Annotated in this window: 16 protein-coding genes; 11 read left to right on the top strand and 5 right to left on the bottom strand. The window is 73.4% G+C overall.

The genetic code is table 11. The features are described 5' to 3' along the window. Positions 1-124: 124 nt before the first annotated feature. On the bottom strand, positions 125-784 hold the full coding sequence (locus AB0F68_RS14570; protein ID WP_357337018.1) for a hypothetical protein: 660 nt from the start codon (positions 782-784) through the stop codon (positions 125-127). Between the two features lie 23 nt (positions 785-807). Here AB0F68_RS14570 and AB0F68_RS14575 point away from each other — a divergent pair, with 23 nt between their 5' ends. After that, positions 808-1,323, top strand: coding sequence for an acyl-CoA thioesterase (locus AB0F68_RS14575; protein ID WP_357337020.1), 516 nt, complete (start codon positions 808-810; stop codon positions 1,321-1,323). Between the two features lie 154 nt (positions 1,324-1,477). After that, entirely contained in the window at positions 1,478-3,466 is a 1,989-nt protein-coding gene (locus AB0F68_RS14580) for an acetoacetate--CoA ligase (RefSeq protein ID WP_357337025.1), read from the top strand. Between the two features lie 119 nt (positions 3,467-3,585). Here the strand turns inward: AB0F68_RS14580 and AB0F68_RS14585 are convergent, their stop codons facing one another. Further along, positions 3,586-4,275 (bottom strand): TIGR03089 family protein, encoded by a 690-nt coding sequence (locus AB0F68_RS14585; RefSeq protein ID WP_357337028.1) that lies wholly within the window; start codon positions 4,273-4,275, stop codon positions 3,586-3,588. Between the two features lie 151 nt (positions 4,276-4,426). Between AB0F68_RS14585 and AB0F68_RS14590 the strand changes: the two genes are divergently transcribed. Further along, positions 4,427-5,572, top strand: a complete 1,146-nt coding sequence (locus AB0F68_RS14590; protein ID WP_357337033.1) for a glycosyltransferase family 1 protein — start codon at positions 4,427-4,429, stop codon at positions 5,570-5,572. A gap of 63 nt (positions 5,573-5,635) precedes the next feature. Next, on the top strand, positions 5,636-6,727 hold the full coding sequence (locus tag AB0F68_RS14595; protein ID WP_357337038.1) for a sugar phosphate nucleotidyltransferase: 1,092 nt from the start codon (positions 5,636-5,638) through the stop codon (positions 6,725-6,727). 12 nt (positions 6,728-6,739) lie between these two features. On the opposite strand, the gene AB0F68_RS14600 is transcribed toward AB0F68_RS14595, so the two are convergent. Next, the gene (locus tag AB0F68_RS14600; protein WP_357337068.1) at positions 6,740-7,303 is read right to left on the bottom strand and encodes an NUDIX hydrolase; all 564 of its coding nucleotides are present in this window, start codon (positions 7,301-7,303) and stop codon (positions 6,740-6,742) included. Positions 7,304-7,339: 36 nt separating this feature from the next. Between AB0F68_RS14600 and AB0F68_RS14605 the strand changes: the two genes are divergently transcribed. Together AB0F68_RS14605 and AB0F68_RS14610 are read left to right on the top strand one after the other, a co-directional pair. After that, positions 7,340-8,377: a hypothetical protein gene (locus tag AB0F68_RS14605; RefSeq protein ID WP_357337070.1), complete on the top strand. Its 1,038-nt coding sequence runs from the start codon at positions 7,340-7,342 to the stop codon at positions 8,375-8,377. A gap of 253 nt (positions 8,378-8,630) precedes the next feature. Further along, entirely contained in the window at positions 8,631-9,635 is a 1,005-nt protein-coding gene (locus AB0F68_RS14610) for a winged helix-turn-helix domain-containing protein (RefSeq protein ID WP_357337072.1), read from the top strand. A 25-nt stretch (positions 9,636-9,660) separates the two neighbouring features. On the opposite strand, the gene AB0F68_RS14615 is transcribed toward AB0F68_RS14610, so the two are convergent. Beyond that, positions 9,661-10,746, bottom strand: a complete 1,086-nt coding sequence (locus AB0F68_RS14615) for a coenzyme F420-0:L-glutamate ligase (protein ID WP_357337076.1) — start codon at positions 10,744-10,746, stop codon at positions 9,661-9,663. Further along, the gene (gene cofD, locus AB0F68_RS14620) at positions 10,743-11,690 is read right to left on the bottom strand and encodes a 2-phospho-L-lactate transferase (protein WP_357337078.1); all 948 of its coding nucleotides are present in this window, start codon (positions 11,688-11,690) and stop codon (positions 10,743-10,745) included. The genes AB0F68_RS14615 and cofD overlap by 4 nt, the downstream gene beginning before the upstream one ends. A gap of 320 nt (positions 11,691-12,010) precedes the next feature. On the opposite strand from cofD, the gene AB0F68_RS14625 reads away from it, so the two are divergent. From AB0F68_RS14625 to AB0F68_RS14645, 5 genes are all read left to right on the top strand, one after another. After that, the gene (locus tag AB0F68_RS14625; RefSeq protein WP_357337080.1) at positions 12,011-13,429 is read left to right on the top strand and encodes a transposase; all 1,419 of its coding nucleotides are present in this window, start codon (positions 12,011-12,013) and stop codon (positions 13,427-13,429) included. 55 nt (positions 13,430-13,484) lie between these two features. Beyond that, positions 13,485-14,405, top strand: coding sequence for a hypothetical protein (locus tag AB0F68_RS14630; protein ID WP_357337082.1), 921 nt, complete (start codon positions 13,485-13,487; stop codon positions 14,403-14,405). A 72-nt stretch (positions 14,406-14,477) separates the two neighbouring features. Next, complete coding sequence (locus tag AB0F68_RS14635; protein WP_357337093.1) at positions 14,478-16,985, top strand: bifunctional FO biosynthesis protein CofGH; 2,508 nt, start codon at positions 14,478-14,480, stop codon at positions 16,983-16,985. A 151-nt stretch (positions 16,986-17,136) separates the two neighbouring features. After that, a complete protein-coding gene (locus tag AB0F68_RS14640; RefSeq protein WP_357337098.1) occupies positions 17,137-17,418 on the top strand; it encodes a hypothetical protein in 282 nt (93 codons plus the stop codon). 93 nt (positions 17,419-17,511) lie between these two features. Beyond that, a complete protein-coding gene (locus AB0F68_RS14645) occupies positions 17,512-18,909 on the top strand; it encodes a DUF4331 domain-containing protein (protein ID WP_357337108.1) in 1,398 nt (465 codons plus the stop codon). The last annotated feature ends 1 nt before the right edge of the window (position 18,910 follow it).

Raw genomic sequence — 18,910 nt, forward strand, 5'->3', positions numbered from 1 at the left:
CGCCGCGGCCCTGCACCGCGAGGCGTTGATCGCGGTGACCGCCTCCGGGGACCGGGTCCTCGGCTGCCTCTCCCGCAACCTGCTGGCGCGGGCCCGGGCCGGGTGACCGGCCCGCCCGCGGTCGTCAACGGATCTCGGTGGTGCCCTCCGGCCGGGTGGTCGCGCGCGGGGGCGCGGACCACGGCGACTCGCCGCCGGTGCGGCGGGGCAGGGGTTCGGTGGGGTTGTCGGGATAGGCCAGCGTGAGCGGGGCCGGATCGCCGTCCTTCTTCGGGTCGGCCGGTGGCCAGTCGCCGAGCGAGGGGTTGTGCTCGACCGGCTTGTCGGCCGAGGTCAGCTCCGCCTCGGCCGGCGGCCCGACCGCCCGCTGCCGCCAGCGCTGGCCGCTGAACACGGCCATCAGCAGCAGCACGCCGACCAGGAACAGCGTGCCGTTCTCCAATGGCTGGCGCAGCGGCAACGGGTCCCCGAGCATCTTCCAGTCCTCGGGGATCCGGTTCCGGACGGTGAAGGGCGCGACGAACAGCCCGAGGTAGGGGACCACGAGCAGCAGCCCGGCCACGGCCGGACCGAGTGGTGAGAAGCGCAGCGTGCCGAGCAGGCCGAGCAGGATGCCGGCGACGCCCAGGTAGACGGCCGGCTCGATCAGGTTGGGCGTGCTGTACGTACCGATCTCCACCCATCGGTGCACGGTGCGCCCAGATCCGTCCTGACCGAGCGTGACGAGCACCCAGGTGACGGGCGCCACCACCAACCCGGCGAGGAAGCTCCAGAGATGTCGCATCCGCGCACCGTACCGTTTCCGGCATGACAGATCACCCCTCCGCCCCGCAGGGCAAGCCGACCTCGTACTCGCGGGTCACGCTGAGTCGCATTATGACCGCTGTCGATGTCAATCTGTACGGGACCGTGCACGGTGGGGTACTGATGAAGTTCGTCGACGACGTCGCCGGGGCGGCGGCGGCCCGGCACAGCGGGGGCACCGCGGTCACCGCCTCGATCGACGAGATCGTCTTCTCCGAGCCGGTCCGGGTGGGCGACCTGGTGCACGCGCACGCCCAGGTCAACTGGACCGGCAACACCTCGATGGAGATCGGGGTGAAGGTGGTCGCCGAGCGCTGGGACTCGGCCGAGGACGAGCCCGTCCGGGTCGCCACGGCGTACCTGGTCTTCGTGGGGGTGGACGTGGGCGGCGCGCCGCGATCGATCCGGCCGGTGCTGCCGGAGACCCCGGAGGACGAGCGGCGCTACCGGGAGGCGGAGATCCGCCGGGCCCACCGGCTGGCCCGCCGCCGGGCGATCCAGGCCCACCGGGCCGGCTGACGGCGGTTGGCCCACACACCCTGTGGCCCGGGCGTGTGGGCCGGCCACGCCCCGTCACCGGCACCCGGTGCGGAGAATGGCCTGGCGAGGTAGGGCAAGATGGCGCCACGGCCCATGCACAGTGTCGTGAGGGGGCCTCAGGGAGGGTGGAACAGTGGGTGACGTGCTGTGGACGCCGCCGGCCGACGTGCGTGAGCGGTCCCGGATCGGCGACTACCTGCGCTGGCTGACCGAGCACCGGGGGCTGGAGTTCGCCGACTACGACGCGCTGTGGCAGTGGTCGGTGACCGACCTGGCCGGCTTCTGGCAGTCGATCTGGGACTACTTCGAGGTGGTCGCGCACACCCCGCCGACCGCCACGCTCACCGACCGGACCATGCCGGGCACCCGCTGGTTTCCCGGCGCCACGCTCAACTACGCCGAGAACGTGCTGCGGATGCCCGGCCGGGGCGACGACGACCCGGTGGTGATCGCGCACGGGCAGACCCGCGCACCGGAGACGCTGACCGCCGCGCAGTTGCGCGACCGGGTCCGCCGGGTGGCGGCCGGCCTGCGCCGGCTCGGTGTGGGGCAGGGCGACCGGGTGGCGGCGTACGCGCCGAACATCCCGGAGACCTACGTCCTGCTGCTCGCCACCGCCAGCCTCGGCGCGATCTTCTCCTCCTGCGCGCCCGAGTTCGGCACCCGCAGCGTCACCGACCGCTGGCAGCAGATCGAGCCCACGGTGCTCGTGGCGGTCGACGGCTACCGCTACGGCGACAAGCCGGTCGACCGGCGCGCCGAGGTGGCCGCCATCCGGGCCGCCCTGCCGTCCCTGCGGCACACCGTCGGCATCGCCTACCTCGATCCGGCCGGGGCGCCGCCGGAGGGCGCGCTCTCCTGGGCGGAGTTGGCGGCGGAGACCGACGAGGCGCTGTCCTTCACGCCGGTGCCCGTCGACCACCCGCTCTACGTGCTCTACTCCTCCGGCACCACGGGGCTGCCCAAGCCGATCGTGCACGGCCACGGCGGCATCCTGCTGGAGCACCTGAAGATGCTGGCCCTGCACCACGACCTGGGCCCGGCCGACCGGTTCTTCTGGTTCACCACCACCGGCTGGATGATGTGGAACTTCCTGGTCTCCGGGCCGGCGGTGGGCGCGGCGATCGTGCTCTTCGACGGCAACCCGGGCCATCCCGACCTGGGCGCGCTCTGGCGGCTGGCGGCGGAGACCGGCACCACCTACTTCGGCACCTCGGCGCCGTTCCTGCTGGCCTGCCGCAAGGCCGGGTTGGTCCCGAAGGAGATCGCCGACCTGTCCGCGCTGCGCGGGGTCGGCTCGACCGGCGCCCCGCTCCCCGCCGAGGGCTTCACCTGGGTCTACGAGAACGTCGGCGACCGCCTCCAGCTCCAGTCGCTCTCCGGCGGCACGGACGTCTGCACCGGCTTCGTCGGCGGCGTGCCGCTGCTGCCGGTGCACGCCGGCGAGATCACCTGCCGGGCGCTCGGCGCGAAGGTGGAGGCCCGCTCGGCCGACGGCACGCCGGTGATCGGCCAGCTCGGCGAGTTGGTGATCACCGAGCCGATGCCGAGCATGCCGGTCGGCTTCTGGAACGACGCCGACGGCTCCCGCTACCGGGAGGCGTACTTCGAGCTCTACCCCGGGGTCTGGCGGCACGGAGACTGGATCACCGTCAACGATCGCGGCGGCTGCGTGATCACCGGCCGCTCCGACGCCACCCTCAACCGGGGCGGCGTCCGGCTCGGCACGGCCGAGTTCTACTCGGTGGTCGAGGGGCTGGACGAGGTGGTCGACTCCGTCGTGGTGCACCTCGAGGACGACGAGGGCGGGGCCGGCGAGCTGCTGCTCTTCGTGGTGCTGGCCGAGGGCCTGGAGCTGGACGACGAGCTGCGGAAAAAGATCTGCCGGGAGCTGCGTACCGCGCTGTCGCCGCGGCACGTCCCCGACGAGATCCACCAGGTCCGGGCCGTCCCGCGAACCCTCTCCGCCAAGAAGCTGGAGGTGCCGGTCAAGAAGATCCTCACCGGCACCCCGGTGGACAACGCCGCGGCCAGGGGCGCCCTGGCCAACCCGGAGTCGCTGACCGCCTTCGCCGCCTTCGCCCAGCGCCGCGCCGAGTCCGACCACCCCACCCGCGCCTGACCCTCCCCCTGCCCTCCCCGCCTCGGTGATCTTGCACTCTCGGCCCCGACGACAGGGGTGAATCCCCCGGACCGGGGGCCGCAACTGCAAGATCGCGAGGGGGAGGGGCGGGGCTCGGCTCAGGTCAGGGCGCGGGTGACCTTTTCCGTTGCCGTGCGGGCGTCGAGGCGGGTCGGGTCCAGGTTGGCGCAGGCGACCAGGGTGGCGCCGGCCGTGAGCGGGGCCAGCAGCCAGTCGACCGGGTCGGGGTGCCGGGTCACGTCGATCAGCAGCCGGTCGCCGGGAGTGAGGCAGAGCTCCGTGGCCCGGGCCTCCGCGCGGGCCAGCAGCGCTTCGTCCCCGGCGCCACCCCCCGGGTACGGGCTGAAGTGGTCACCGTGGCCGCGTACCGCCGACACGAAGTCGGCGAAGCCGGCCGGCACCTCCCGCATCGGCATCGCGAACGGGTCGAGGGCCAGCGCGTAGCGCTCGCCCGCCGACCAGGCGCCCGCCTCGTCGACCCCGCCGCCGGCGGCGAAGAGCACGTCCACGTCGCCCGGGGTCTCGGCCACGGTCAGCTTCGCCGACCAGCAGCCGAGCAGCACGGCGGCGGTCTGCCAGTGCGGCGGCAGCAGCACGGCGGCCCTGTCGCCGGGGGCGAGGGCGACCTCGTCGACCAGCAGGTTGGCCGTCTTGGCCACCCAGTTCGCCAGCGTCGCGCCGGAAAGTTCGGTGCGCTCGCCGGTGGCGTCGTCGTACCAGGTCAGCAGCGGGCGGGCGGGGTCGGTCGCGATCGCGTCGGCGAACACCCGGGCAATGTTGTCGGCCATCGGCGCGAACGATACGCGCCCGGGACGCGTACTCGATGACAACGACAAGTCGGCGTACCGTCGGGTCGCAGTCAGCGTCGGGCACCCGGCCCGGCGTAGGCTTGCCGACAGTGTTGTTCCCCACAGACGCGCCAGCCTGAGGAGTCGCCCCGTGACCGCCGGTCGCCCGCCCCGCGTGCTCATCGACGCCACGAGTGTCCCCGCCGATCGCGGCGGCGTCGGTAGATACGTCGACGGCCTGCTCGGTGCCCTCGGCCGGGTCTGCGGCTCCGGCGTCGACCTGGCCGTGGTGAGCCTCCGCACCGACCTGGAGCGCTACACCCGGATGCTGCCCGGCGCCGAGGTGATCCCCGCCCCGGCGGCCGTCGCGCACCGCCCCGCCCGGCTCGCCTGGGAGCAGACCGGCCTGCCGCTGCTGGCCCAGCAGGTGGGCGCCGAGGTGCTGCACTCGCCCTTCTACACCTGCCCGCTGCGGGCCGGTTGCCCGGTCACGGTCACCGTGCACGACGCGACCTTCTTCACCGAGCCGGAGCACTACGACAAGTCGCGCCGCACCTTCTTCCGCAGCGCGATCAAGACCTCGCTGCGCCGCGCCAACCGGGTGATCGTGCCGAGCAAGGCCACCCGGGACGAGCTGATCCGCCTGCTAGACGCCGATCCGACTCGGATCGACGTGGCCTATCACGGGGTCGACCAGGCCGCCTTCCACGCCCCGAGCGAGGAGGAGAAGGCGCGGGTCCGCGCCCGCCTGGGGCTCGGCAGCAGCAGCTACGTCGCGTTCCTCGGGGCCAAGGAGCCGCGCAAGAACGTACCCAATCTGATCCGCGGCTGGGCCCGCGCGGTGGCCGACCGGGAGAACCCGCCCGCGCTGGTCATCGCCGGCGGTCAGGGGCACGACGACGACATCGACCGCGCGGTGGCCGAGGTGCCGTCGCACCTGCGGCTGCTCCGCCCGGGCTACCTGCGCTACGCCGACCTGCCCGGCTTCCTCGGTGGCGCGCTGGTCGCCGCCTACCCGTCCTACGGCGAGGGCTTCGGCCTGCCCATCCTGGAGGCGATGGCGTGCGCGGCCCCGGTGCTCACCACCCCGCGGCTCTCCCTGCCCGAGGTGGGCGGCGACGCCGTGGCGTACACCAGCGAGGACCCGGAACAGATCGCCACCGACCTGACCGCGCTGCTCGACGACGAGCAGCGTCGGCTCTCCCTGGCCAAGGCCGGTTTCGACCGGGCCAAGGAGTTCACCTGGGAGTCCAGCGCGGAGGTGCACATCGCTGCGTGGAGCCGGGCGCGTGCCTGAGTGTCACCTGCGGGTACGTCCGACCCCCGGCCCGTAGTGGGACGGTTCGGGCATGATGTGCTGATGTTCTACGCCGTCATCCCGGCGGGTGGCAGTGGCACGAGGTTGTGGCCGCTGTCCCGTGCCGGCCACCCCAAGTTCCTCCACCCGCTGACCGGCACCCCGGCCTCGCTGCTCCAGGCCACGGTGGACCGACTGTCGCCGTTGACCGCGCCCGAACGCACGCTGGTGGTCACCGGGGCCGCGCACGTCGCGGCGGTGGCCCGGCAACTGGCGGGCGTGCCGGAGGAGAACATCCTGGTCGAGCCCTCGCCGCGGGACTCCTGCGCGGCGATCGCGCTGGCCGCGGCGGTGATCGCCGAACGCGAGCCGGAGGCGGTGATGGGCTCCTTCGCCGCCGACCACCTGATCGGTGACCCGGCGCGCTGGGCCGAGGTGGTCCGGCAGGCGATCCGCGGCGCCGAGCAGGGTTCGCTGATGACCGTGGGCATTACCCCGACCCGGCCCGAGACCGGCTACGGCTACCTGGAGACGGGTGAGCCGGTGGGTGACGGCCCGCTGCGCCCCGTGATCGAGTTCAAGGAGAAGCCGGCCGCCGACGTGGCGGAGGGCTACGTGCGCTCCGGCCGGCACCTCTGGAACGCCAGCATGTTCGTCTGGCGGGTGGACGTCTTCCTGGCCGAGCTCGCCCGGCAGCAGCCGGCCCTGCACGCGGGGATCGCCGCGATCGCGGCAGCCTGGGGCACCCCCGAGCAGGACGACGTCCTCGGCACGGTCTGGCCGACCCTGCCGAAGATCTCCGTCGACTACGCGGTGATGGAGGGCGCGGCGACCGCCGGCCGGGTGGCGACCGTCCCGGGCGACTTCGGGTGGAACGACGTCGGCGACTTCCACACTCTCGGCGAGGTGCTCCCCGCCGACGCCGCCGGCAACGTGGTGCTGGGCGGCGACGCCAAGCCGGGTGTGCTGCTGCGGGACAGCACCGGCGTGGTGGTGGTGCCGCAGTCCGGCCGGCTGGTGGCCGCGATCGGGGTCCACGACCTGATCGTGGTGGACACCCCGGACGCCCTGCTGGTCTGCCCGCGCGACCGGGCGCAGGACGTGAAGAAGGTGGTCGACGAGCTCAAGGAGCGCGGCGAGGAGGGGCTGGTCTGACCGGGTCCCGGGTCAACGGGCGGCAAGCCGGGCCAGCGCCGGCGCCACCAGCTGGACGGTCCCGTCGGCCAGCGGCGCGGGCAGCCGGTCCGGCGGGAACCAGCCCAGCGCCTCGGACTCGGCGCTGACCCGCTCGGTCGCCCCGGCCGGGGCGAGCACGGCGAACCGGACGTCGTAGTGCAGGGAGCCGCCCTGGCAGGCCACCGGGTGGACGTCCACGTCGATCGGCACCGGGTCGACCACCAGGCCGGCGATGCCGGACTCCTCGGTGGCCTCGCGCAGCGCGGCGGCCGCCAGGGTCCGGTCGCCGGGCTCGCAGTGCCCGCCGAGCTGCACCCACTTGCGGAACTTGCCGTGCAGGCAGAGCAGCACCCGGGCGCCGGTCGGGTCGAGCACCAGCGCGCTCGCGGTGACGTGCCCGGGCCGGTGCGCCCGGCTCATCGCCACCGGCCCGGCGGCCAGCAGCGCCAGGGTGCGGTCGCGGTTCGCGGCGGCCGCCGCGCTGGTCGCCGTCCAGCGGCTCAGCACCGCGGTGGCGTCGGCGTGCAGGTCGGCGTACGTCTCGGTGTCCGGCACCCCGCCACTCTACGGGCGCGTCCGTACCCTGGCCGGGTGACCCTGCGACTCGTGGAGTTCGTCGTGGCCGGCAACGAGGCCAGCGACCTGCTGCCGGTACGCTCCCCGGCCCTGCTGCGCGCCCACGGCGCCCGGCGCGGGTTCTGGACCGTCCTCGACGAGGGCCCGGTGGAACAGTGCCTCGCCCTGCTGCTGGAGCAGGCGGACGGCGAGTGGGTGGCGCACCACGTGGCCGCCGACGCCGGCCCGGAGAACGGCCGCACCGAGGACGGCGAGGCGCTCGCCCACCACGACGGCTGGGTGTACGTCTTCGGCTCGCACTTCGGCTCCAAGGCCGGCCCGCTGCGCCCCCGCCGGGCGTTCGTGGCCCGGTTCCGGGAGGACGACGCCGCGCGCGGGACGCTGCCGCTGCACGTGGTGCGCAACCGGTTCCGGCTGCACCGGGCGATCAACGACGCGCTCGCCGCCGCGCCGCTGGCGCCGCTGCCGCCGGGGGACCGGGTCCGGCAGCGGTTCATCGTGGAGACCCTGGCCCGGGGCACCGCCCGGGGCAAGAGTTGGGTGAGCCGGCTGGCCGAGGACGACCTGCCGCTCAACGTCGAGGCGGCGGCCTTCACCCCGGCCGGGACGGTGCTGCTCGGGCTGCGCTTCCCGGTGACCGCCGAGGGCGAGCCGATCCTGGTCGAGCTGGCCGGGGTGGCGGACATGTTCGGCGAGCCGCCGGGCTGGCCGCGGGCCGTCGGGGCGTACGCCCTGACCGGGGTGACCCCGGCGGGCGCGCTGACCGGCTTCCGGGCCGTCACGCCGACGCCGGACGGTGGCTACGCGGCGGTGATCGGCTCGATCGACGCGGTCGGCAAGGGCTCGGTGCTGCTGGACGACCATCCGCACGGCGGCGCGGTGACGTCGCGGCACGTCCGGTTCCGGCACGACGTCGGCCCGGACGCCCGGGTGGCGGGGAAGCTGGTGGCCGAGCTGGCGCCGTTCCACCACGTGGAGGGGCTGGCCGAGCTCGACGGGCGCTGCTACTACGTCACCGACGAGGACCACCGGGTGGCGCTCTGGCTCGGATGAGCGGTCGCCGGACGACACCTCCACGGAGAACAGCCGCAGACCCTCGTGGTGCCGCCCGGCCGACCGGTGTGCCCGCTGACCGACGAGCTGGTCGTCGGCCGCCGTGCTCCGGCATCGGCGGGCAAGGGAAGTGTGCCCAACCCGGTCGGGCACCGTCGAGGTTTTTCATTCCACGCTTAAAGATGGAGATAAGTGCCGGCGGGTACAGTGCTCAAGGTGGCGGGCACTCCCTCTGTCCGCCCGGGAGAGCTCCATGCTGAAGGTCATTTTCTCCCGCGAGGACATCCTGCGGACCAGGGTGGCCCCTGCCGCGGATCCCGTCTGGGAACTGGTCCTCAGCCTGCACCTGCTCCAGGGCCGCGGGCGTGACCCGCTGTTGACCGAGTGGCGACGCACCGTGGCCGACGGGCTGCGGACGGACAGCGCCGCCGAACGCTACCGCCTGCTGCTGGCGCTCAACCCGCCCCGCGGCTACTTCCCCGACTTCCTCACCCCGTACGCCAGCAAGGACGGCCTGGAGGCCGGGCTGGAGGCGGTCCGGGGCACGCCGGTCGACCTGCTCCGCCGGGACCTGACCCTGCTCGGCGAGGAGAACCTGCTGCCCTCGTCGGCGACCGCGCTGGCCCGCGGGGAGCCCGAGGTGCTGCGCCACCTGACCGACTCGATGGTCCGGTACCAGTCGCTGGCGGTCACCCCGTACTGGTCGCGGATCCAGGCCGCCGTGGAGGCGGACCGGGCCCGCCGCGCCCGGGCCATGCTCGACGGCGGCGCGGAAGGGCTGCTGGCCAGCCTCCGGCCGAGCATGCGCTGGGCCGACGGGGTGCTGGAGGTCCTCGACTACCCGGACAGCCGGGAACTGCACCTCGACGGCCGGGGGCTGCTGCTGGTCCCCTCGTTCTTCTGCGCGCGCACCCCGGTCGCGCTCCTCGACCCCAGCCTGCCGCCGGTGCTGGTCTATCCCGTCGACCGGCTCGGCGGCCTCATGCTGGAGCCGGGCAGCGGCGCCCGTGGGGACGCCGACGCCGCGCAGCGGGAGGCGCTGGCCGCCCTGCTCGGCCGGACCCGGGCGGCCGTGCTGGAGGCCGCCGACGAGGGCTGCACCACCGGCGAGGTGGCCCGCCGGCTGCGCATCTCCGCCGCCGCGGCCAGCCAGCACACCACCGTGCTGCGCAACGCCGGGCTGCTGGTCAGCCACCGCGACCGCAACACCGTCCTGCACACCCTGACCACCCTCGGCCGCGCCGTCCTCGACGCCTGACCTCCGGCCGGCCCACCGCCAGAGGTCAGAGGGCGAGGCTGGCGCTGGCGGTGCTGCCGGGCGGCGGGGGGAGCAGGGCCGACGAGACGCCCTCGGCAGCCAGCGCGATGCGCAGCCGTTGCAGGTCGGCGCCGAACCGGACCAGGTCCGCCGGGTCGAGCGGGGCCGGTGGCGCGCCGAGGACCAGGCCGGTGGCCTGCGCCGGCCAGCCGGGCACGGTGGCGACCAGTCCGGCGCGTACCTCCTCGTCGGTGACGTGGGTGAAGACGGTGCCGGGCGCGACCACCTGGGCGACGGCGGCGATGGCCCGGTCGACGGCGGCCGGGTCGGCCGGGGTCGGACCCGGGCCGTCCGCCAGGGTGGCCGCCTCCCGCAGGCCGGCGGCGCGCGCCTCGGCGGTGCCCAGGGAGAAGAGGTCCAGTGCGGCGTCCCGGACCAGCGTCCGGGCACCCTCGTCGTCGTCCCGGGTCTCGCCCAGGTAGCCGCGGATCACCGCGACCGGCACCTGGTCGCACTTGCCCTTGATCAGCTCGCCGGCACCGGCGAGCTCGTCCACCACGGCCATCTCGGTGAGCTGGAGCTCGTTGCCGTAGGGGTCGATCTCGCCCCGGTGGTCGCGGATCGCCGGCATGCCGGCCACCCCGAGCGCCACGTCGGTGAGCCCGTTGCGCCACGGCCGGCCCATGGTGTCGCTGACGATGACCGCGACGTCGAGGTCGTACCGTTCGCGCAGCGTGGCGCGGAGCGCGCGGGCGGAGCCGTCCGGATCCTCGGGCAGCAGCACCAGCCGGGTCTTGTCCACGTTGGACGCGTCGATGCCGGCGGAGGCCATCACGAACCCGTGGTGGGTCTGCACGATCCGGGTCGCCCCGCGGGTGGCCACCACCCGGGCGGTCTCCCCGGCCAGCACCTCGTCCCGGGCGGCGAGCCGCTCGGGCCCGTCGGCCGGCACGTCGACCAGCCGGCCCTCCGCCTTGGACACGATCTTGCTGGTCACCACCAGCACGTCGCCGTCGCGCAGCCAGGGCGCGGCGGTGGCGATCATCGCCGCCAGGTCGTCGCCCTCGGTCACGTCGCCGATGCCCAGCACCGGCAGGATCTCCAGCCTCACATCAGCTCCAACGCGGCCCGGACCATCGCCACCGTCGCCGCCTCGTCGGTCATCCGCAGCGGCGCCGGACGCACGGTCACGTCCGGCACTTCGGTGCCCTCGTCCTCGGGCGCGACCAGCCAGGCGTCGAGCAGGCCGCCGGTCGACCGGGCGCCGTAGAGGCCGCCCACCCCGGCCGCGCTGCACTCGACGCCGAGCACGGACAGGCAGCGGTCGGCCATGCCGCGGACCGGGGCGCCGCCGATGATCGGGGACACCCCGATCACCGGGGCCGGCCCGTCGGCGACAGCGTCGCGCAGGCCCGGCACGGCCAGGATCGGGGCGATGCTCACCACCGGGTTGCTCGGCGCGACCAGCACCACGTCCGCGGCGCGGATCGCCTCCAGCACCCCGGCCGCCGGCTTGGCCGTCTCCGCGCCGACGAAGACGAACCGGTGCGTCGGGAGATCCGCCCGGTGGCGTACCCACCACTCCTGGAAGTGGATCGCCCGCTGGCCGCCCTCCAGATCGACCACGACGTGCGTCTCCAGCCGGTCGTCCGTAGCCGGCAGCAGGCGTACGCCCGGCTGCCAGCGGGTGGCCAGCGCGTCGGTGACCTGGGACAGCGGATAGCCGGCGTTGAGCATGGTGGTGCGTACCAGGTGGGTGGCGAGGTCCTTGTCGCCCAGCCCGAACCAGGCCGGCTCGGCGCCGTACGCGGCCAGTTCGGACTTGACCGTCCAGGTCTCGCCCACCCGGCCCCAGCCCCGCTCCGGGTCGGCGCCGCCGCCCAGCGTGTACATCACGCTGTCCAGGTCGGGGCAGACCTTCAGCCCGTGCAGCAGCAGATCGTCGCCGACGTTGACCACGGCGGTCACCTCGGCTCCCACCTCCCGGGCGTACGCCCGGACGCCGAGCAGGAACCGGGCGCCCCCGATGCCGCCGGTCAGAACCACGATGCGCATGGCGTCCATCCTTCCGCACGCGCCGCCGTCGATCGTCCGGTGGCCGGGGAACTGTGACTGTGACGAGTCCCACCAAATGCTTGACGATGTGGTTTCGGACATGCCCGACGGGTGGTCTAGCACCCATGGCGCTTACCAGTTGCCTGCCAGGATGGCGGTGGAGTGGGGGGGCGGTGCAATTCTCCCTACACCTGTCTATGGTTGCTTGTTGTGTGTGGCGTCTACCGAATCGGTGAGCTTGCCTTCTCGTGGAGGTTGGACGGGCTCCGGCCCTTCCAGGAGGAATTCGACCGGGCGGACTTGACCGGGGCTCGTCGCCGATGAAGGTCACCCGCATCGCTTACTCGACCGGCCTGAACGCGGGCAAGTACGCGGCGTTGCGGGAGCAGGCGCGTCGGTTGGGCCGGGCGCGTAGCGAGGTGTGGCAGCGGTACGGTTCGATCTTCGGGGTCGGGTCCGGGCTGACGGACCGGCAAGTGCGGGACCAGTGGTTGGCCGACGGCACACACATACAGTTCGGTGTGCTGGCGAACGCCTGGAAGGAAACCGTCCGCGACGCGATGGCCGACATCGCAGCGAACCTGGCAGCGGCGAAGGTCGAGGTCCGGCGGGCAATCCATCGGCGCAGCCAGGATCCGGTGGAGCGCAAGCGGATGCTGTACGCGTTGAAGGCGGACCGGTGGGCTGGTGACCCATTCCTGTCTCGCCAGATGCGCAAGCACTGGAAGCGGGGCCGCAACCGCACGCACGATCAGATTGTGGTGCGCGCCGACGCATACAACGCTGTCGTCGACAGGCGAGGCCGGTTGTGGCTGGCGGTTCCCAGTCTGCGACGCCGCCAACTGGTCAGGATCCCGTTGTCCACGACCGTGGCCCCGTCGGGCACCCTGCGGCTGATCCTTCGGGGTGGTCGAGTCGAGGTGCACTACCAGATCGACGCGGCCCAGATGCACTCGTCGCGGCGTCCGTGCGGCGACCGGACCATCGGCGTGGACAAGGGCTACACCGAAGCCCTCACAGACTCCGACGGCGACCGCCACGGTTGCGGCCTGGGTAAGTTGCTGACAACGGAGTCGGACCGGGTAAAGGAACGTAACCGGCGGCGGGCGAAGCTGCGCTCGATCGCAAATACCGCCGCCCTGCGCGGGAATTATGCGAAAGCCCGTCGGATCACGGTCAACAATCTCGGGACGATCAAGCGGGATCGCCAGGCCGCGCGGCACCGAGCGAGGGTGCGTAACGAGGTCTTCGCCGCTGTGCATCGGGTCGTGGACAAGGCGGCTGCCGTGGTCGCTGAGGACCTCACCAAGAGCTTCGCTGGGCGCAAATCGCTTGGCAAGAACGTCATCCGACGCCTCGCTGGCTGGACCAAGGGAGTCACCGCCGAGGCCCTCACCAACGTGTCGGAGCGCAGAGGTTCTGCGCTCGTGCATGTCAACGCCGCCTACACCTCGCAAACCTGTCACCGCTGCGCCGGCTTTGGTCGCCGTAGCGGGGATCGGTTTCACTGCACCTGGTGCAGGGTGGTGTTGCAGGCCGACGTGAACGCCGCGATCAACATTCTGCAGCGAGCCGGCGACCCCGACATCGCCCTGCACACCCCGCACCATGCGGTGAAGCAGATCCTGCGGAACAGGACCGATCGCCACCGGACCAGACTGCCGGTCCAGGACTCCAGCGCTGCAGTAGCAGAGCGGAGAGCGAAACATCCGAACCGCTCGACAATGAGCAACCAGTAGGAAGCAGACTACGCTCACGTCGGCAACTGTCCGTTTTCGTCCCCAGGGGGAGTCCGTGACCAGCCCCGCCGAGCCCGCGTCCGGCGACACCACGCAGGCCAGCCAGTTGACCAAGCCGTTGCGCGAACTGGCCGCGCTCGTCCTGCTCGGCGCGAACGCCGTGCTCCTCTTCGTCGGCCTGCTGCGGCTGCTGGTCCCCGTCGACGACTACAGCACGTTCAGCGGCCGGGCCGGGAGCAGCTTCTTCTCCTTCGTGGGCCTGGAGTCCACCGTCCTGCCGGTGCTGGCCGTGCTGCTCGCCAGCCACGTCCGCCCGGTGCTGCCGAAGGCGAAGCTGATCACCCAGGTGGCGCTGGTCGAGTACGCCGTCGGCGCCGCGTTCGGCGCGCTGACCCTCCTGATCTGGCTGGTCGGCCGGCTCGCCGACGGCGAGGTGCTGGACGCCTTCCTCGGCCTGCTCACGCGGGTGGCCTGGCTGGCCGTCTTCGGGGTCGCCGCGTTCGTGGTGTTCAAGATCTGGCGCACCCTCTACTACGTCCCGAAGCCCAAGCCGCAGCCCGGTGTCTACGGCCAGGCGCAGCCCGGCTGGCCGCAGCAGCCCGGCCCCGCTCAGCCCGGCGGTTATCCCGCCCCGGGCGGCTACCCGCAGGCCGGCGTGCCGCAGCAGCCGGGCGGCTACCCGCAGCCCGGCCCGTACGGCCCGCAGTCCGCGCCGCCGTTCAACACCGCCCCGCCGCACGCCCCGCAGTCGAGCCCGCCGTTCGGCGCCCCACAGTCGAGCCCGCCGTTCGGTGGCCCGCAGTCCGCGCCCCCGTACGGCGGTGCGCCGCACCCGGCGCCGCCGTTCGGCCAGCCGCCGTCGGCCGACCCGACCCAGGCCATCCCGCGCCAGCCGGTCGACCCCGGCCAGCCTGCCCCGCCGGACGGCGATCGCACGCAGCGCTTCGACCGGGAGGACCCGAACCACCCGCGCTGAACCTCCGGGCGCCGCCCGCCTCCTTGACCGGGGGCGGGCGGCCCGGCGCCGGGCAGCGCATAGGCTGGGCGGATGGTTGATCGCAGCGATCCCGCCCCGACCGAGGCGAGCGTCCGGCGGGCCCTGGGCCGGGCCGCCACCGGCCGGGCGCTGGACGTGGCCGAGGCGAGCGCGCTGCTCACCGCGCGCGGCACGGCGTTGGACGAGCTGCTCCGGATCGCCGGCGAGATCCGCGACGCCGGGCTTCGGGAGGCCGGCCGCCCGGGGGTCGTCACCTTCTCCAAGAAGGTGTTCATCCCGCTGACCCGGCTCTGCCGGGACCGCTGCCACTACTGCACCTTCGCCACGGTGCCGCACCGGCTGCCCGCCGCGTACCTGGAGAAGGACGAGGTGCTCGCCATCGCCCGGGAGGGCGCCGCGCAGGGCTGCAAGGAGGCGCTGTTCACCCTCGGCGACCGCCCCGAGCAGCGCTGGCCGGCCGCCCGGCGGTGGCTGGACGAGCGGGGCTACGACTCCACCCTCGACTACCTGCGCGCCTGTGCCGTGGCGGTGCTGGAGGAGACCGGCCTGCTGCCGCACCTCAACCCGGGCGTGCTGTCCTGGTCGGAGCTGCAACGGCTCAAGCCGGTCGCGCCGAGCATGGGCATGATGCTGGAGACCACCGCGACCCGGCTCTGGTCCGAGCCGGGCGGCCCGCACTACGGCTCGCCGGACAAGGAGCCCGCGGTGCGGCTGCGGGTGCTCGACGACGCCGGCCGGGTCGGCGTGCCGTTCACCACCGGCCTGCTGATCGGCATCGGGGAGACCCTGGCCGAGCGGGTCGACGCCCTCTTCGCGATCCGCCGGGCGCACCGGGAGTACGGCCACCTCCAGGAGGTGATCGTGCAGAACTTCCGCGCCAAGCCGGACACCGCGATGCGCGGCATGCCGGACGCGGAGCTGCACGACCTGGCCGCCACCGTGGCGGTGGCCCGGGTGCTGCTCGGCCCGAAGGCGCGCGTCCAGGCCCCGCCGAACCTCATCGAGGGCGAGTACGACCTGCTGCTGCGCGCCGGCATCGACGACTGGGGCGGCGTCTCGCCGGTCACCCCGGACCACGTCAACCCGGAGCGGCCCTGGCCGCACCTGGACGAGCTGGCCCGGCGTACCGGGCAGACCGGCTTCACCCTGCGCGAGCGGCTGACCGTCTACCCGGAGTACGTCCGGGCCGGCGACCCGTGGCTGGACCCGCGCCTGCTGCCGCACGTCACGGCCCTGGCCGACCCGGAGACCGGGCTCGCCGTCGAGGCGGCCCGCCCGGTGGGCCGGCCGTGGCAGGAGCCGGAGGAGGTGTTCGGCGGGCGGACCGACCTGCACGTCACCATCGACACCACCGGGCGGACCGGGGACCGGCGGGGCGACTTCGACGACGTCTACGGCGACTGGTCCGAGGTGGCCGCGAAGGTCACCGTACCGACCGCCGTGGTGAGCGACCCCGATCTGCGCGCCGGTCTGCGACTGGCGGCCGACGATCCGGCCGCGCTGCTCGAACCGGGGCACGAGGCGAAGGCGCTGGCGCTGTTCGGCGCGGACGGCCCGGCCCTGGACGAGCTGTGCCGGATCGCCGACGACGTCCGCCGGGACGCGGTCGGCGACGACGTCACGTACGTGGTCAACCGCAACATCAACTTCACCAACGTCTGCTACGTGGGCTGCCGGTTCTGCGCCTTCGCGCAGCGCGAGAGCGACGCCGACGCGTTCCGGCTCTCCCTCGGGCAGGTCGCCGACCGGGCCGAGGAGGCGTGGGCAGCCGGCGCCACCGAGGTCTGCCTCCAGGGCGGCATCGACCCGAAGCTGCCGGTCACCGGCTACGCCGACATCGTCCGGGCGATCAAGGCCCGGGTGCCGGGGATGCACGTCCACGCCTTCTCCCCGATGGAGATCGTCACGGCCGCGGCGAAGGCGGGCGTGCCGGTGAAGGAGTGGTTGCTCCAGCTCCGGGAGGCCGGCCTGGACACCATTCCGGGCACCGCCGCGGAGATCCTCGACGACGACGTGCGCTGGGTGCTCACCAAGGGCAAGCTGCCGGCCGCCGCCTGGGTCGAGGTGGTCAGCGCGGCCCACGAGCTGGGCATCCGGTCCAGCTCCACGATGATGTACGGCCACGTCGACCACCCGGGCCAGTGGCTGGCCCACTTCCGGGTGCTGGCCGGCGTGCAGGACCGCACGGGCGGGTTCACCGAGTTCGTGGCGCTGCCCTTCGTGCACACCAACGCGCCGATCTACCTGGCCGGCATCGCCCGGCCCGGCCCGACCTGGCGCGAGAACCGGGTCGTGCACGCGATGGCGCGGCTGCTGCTGCACGGCCGGATCCCCAACATCCAGTGCTCCTGGGTGAAGCTCGGTGACGCCGGCACGGTGGCGATGCTCCAGGGTGGCTGCAACGACCTGGGCGGCACCCTGATGGAGGAGACCATCTCCCGGATGGCCGGCTCCGGCAACGGCTCGGCCCGGACCGAGGAGCAGCTCCGGGGGATCGCGGCGGCGGCGAGCCGACCGGTCCGCAAGCGCACGACCGCGTACGGTCACGCCGGCGCCTAGCGTCGAACCTTTACCCGCCGACGGCCGTACCAGTGGATGCCGGCGGCGGTCGCGGCGAGGACCGCCGCCGGCGCCCCAGCCCGGGGCACCCGGCGGAGTCCGGGCCCCGGTCCACCGTGGGCGCTGCGGCGCCGGCCCGGAAAGGTTGCCCATGACCACTGATGAGCCGAAGCGGCGGCCCTGGCCGCGACTGACCCGCCGGCAGACGTTGACCGCCGCCGCCAGCGCCACCCTGGGCGCCGCCGCACTCACCGTGCCGGGCCTGTCCGCCGCGCAGAACGCCCCCTCCGCGGGCCGGCGCGACGAGCCGATCGTGGTCCACCTCCGCGACGCGGCCTCCGGCGCGCTGGACGTCTTCGTCGGCACGACCCGGATCCAGGTACGCGACCGCGGCCTGGCCGAGCGCCTGGTCCGCGCCGCCGGGAGGCGCTGACCCTCCGCGCGCCGCACCGGCGCGACCCCTTCCGGCGCGGGCTCTCGGCGCCGGTCCCGACTTCCGCTCCCCCCGACGAAGGTGTGGTCCGCCATGTCCTCTCACCGCGAGGCCCCGGAGATCGCCAAGGATCCGGTCGCCGACAGCTCCGACCTGTACGCGTTCGTCAACCCGAGCCAGCCCGACACGGTCACGTTGATCGCCAACTACGTGCCGGTGCAGCTCCCCTCCGGCGGCCCCAACTTCTTCGAGTTCGGCGACGACGTCCGGTACGAGATTCACGTTGACAACGATGGAGACGGTTATCCCGACGTCACCTATCGCTTCGAATTCACCACCGAGATCACCAATCCGAACAGTTTTCTTTACAACACCGGCCCGATCGAGTCGCTGGACAGCAAGAACTGGAATCGGCGGCAGTTCTACCGGCTGACCCGGGTGGCCGACGGCCGGGAGCACGTGCTGGCCCACAAGCTGCCCTGCCCGCCGTGCAACGTGGGACCGCTGTCCACCCCCAAGTACGCCGACCTGGTGCGGCAGGCGACGTTCCGGCTGTCGACCGGGGAGAAGGTCTTCGCCGGCCAGCGGGCCGACGGTTTCTTCGTCGACCTGGGCGCCGTCTTCGACCTCGGCACGCTGCGCCCCTTCCAGCAGTTGCACGTGGCCGGCAAGAAGCTGTTCAAGACCGAGGGCGAGCCGGTCAACGCGCTGGATCGGCTGAACGTGCACAGCCTCGCCGTGCAGGTGCCGCTCGGCAAGGTCCGCCGCCGGGCCGGCCGGTACGGCTACGCCGACCGCGCCTCGACCATCGGCGTCTGGACGACCGCGTCCCGCCAGCAGGTCCGGGTGCTCGGCGACCGAGTGGCCGCGGACACCGCCGCCGGCCCCTTCACCCAGGTCTCCCGGCTGGGCAATCCGCTGTTCAACGAGGTCGTCGTACCCATGTCCAAGAAGGACCTGTGGAACACCCTGCCGCCCGCCGAGGACAAACGCTTCGCCCAGTTCGTCGAGCATCCCGAGCTGGCCGCGCTGCTGCCGGCGCTCTACCCGGGCGTGTTCCCCAGCCTGGACGCGTTGAACAAGTCGAAGAAGCCGAGGGCCGACCTGGTGGCGATCCTGCTCACCGGGGTGCCGGCCGGACTGATCGACGGCTTCGCCAACACGACCGGCGACGTGCAGGCCGACATGCTGCGGCTGAACACGGCGATCCGGCCCAGCCGGAAGCCGGACCCCTTCGGGGTGCTCGGCGGTGACCTGGCGGGCTTCCCGAACGGCCGGCGGGTCGGCGACGACGTGGTGAGCATCGCGCTGCGGGCGATCGCGGGGGTCACCGTGCCGCTGGTGGACAGGACGTTCAAGCCGGACGCGGCGGCGGCCACGGTCACCCCGGGGCTGAGCGCCGCCGACGTGACGGCGCCCTTCCTCGGCGACTTCCCGTTCCTCGGCACTCCGTACGACGGGTTCGGCAACCCGCCGGCGGCGAAGTCCTGAG

The sequence above is a fragment of the Micromonospora sp. NPDC023966 genome, assembly GCF_040639095.1.
GTDB lineage: Bacteria > Actinomycetota > Actinomycetes > Mycobacteriales > Micromonosporaceae > Micromonospora.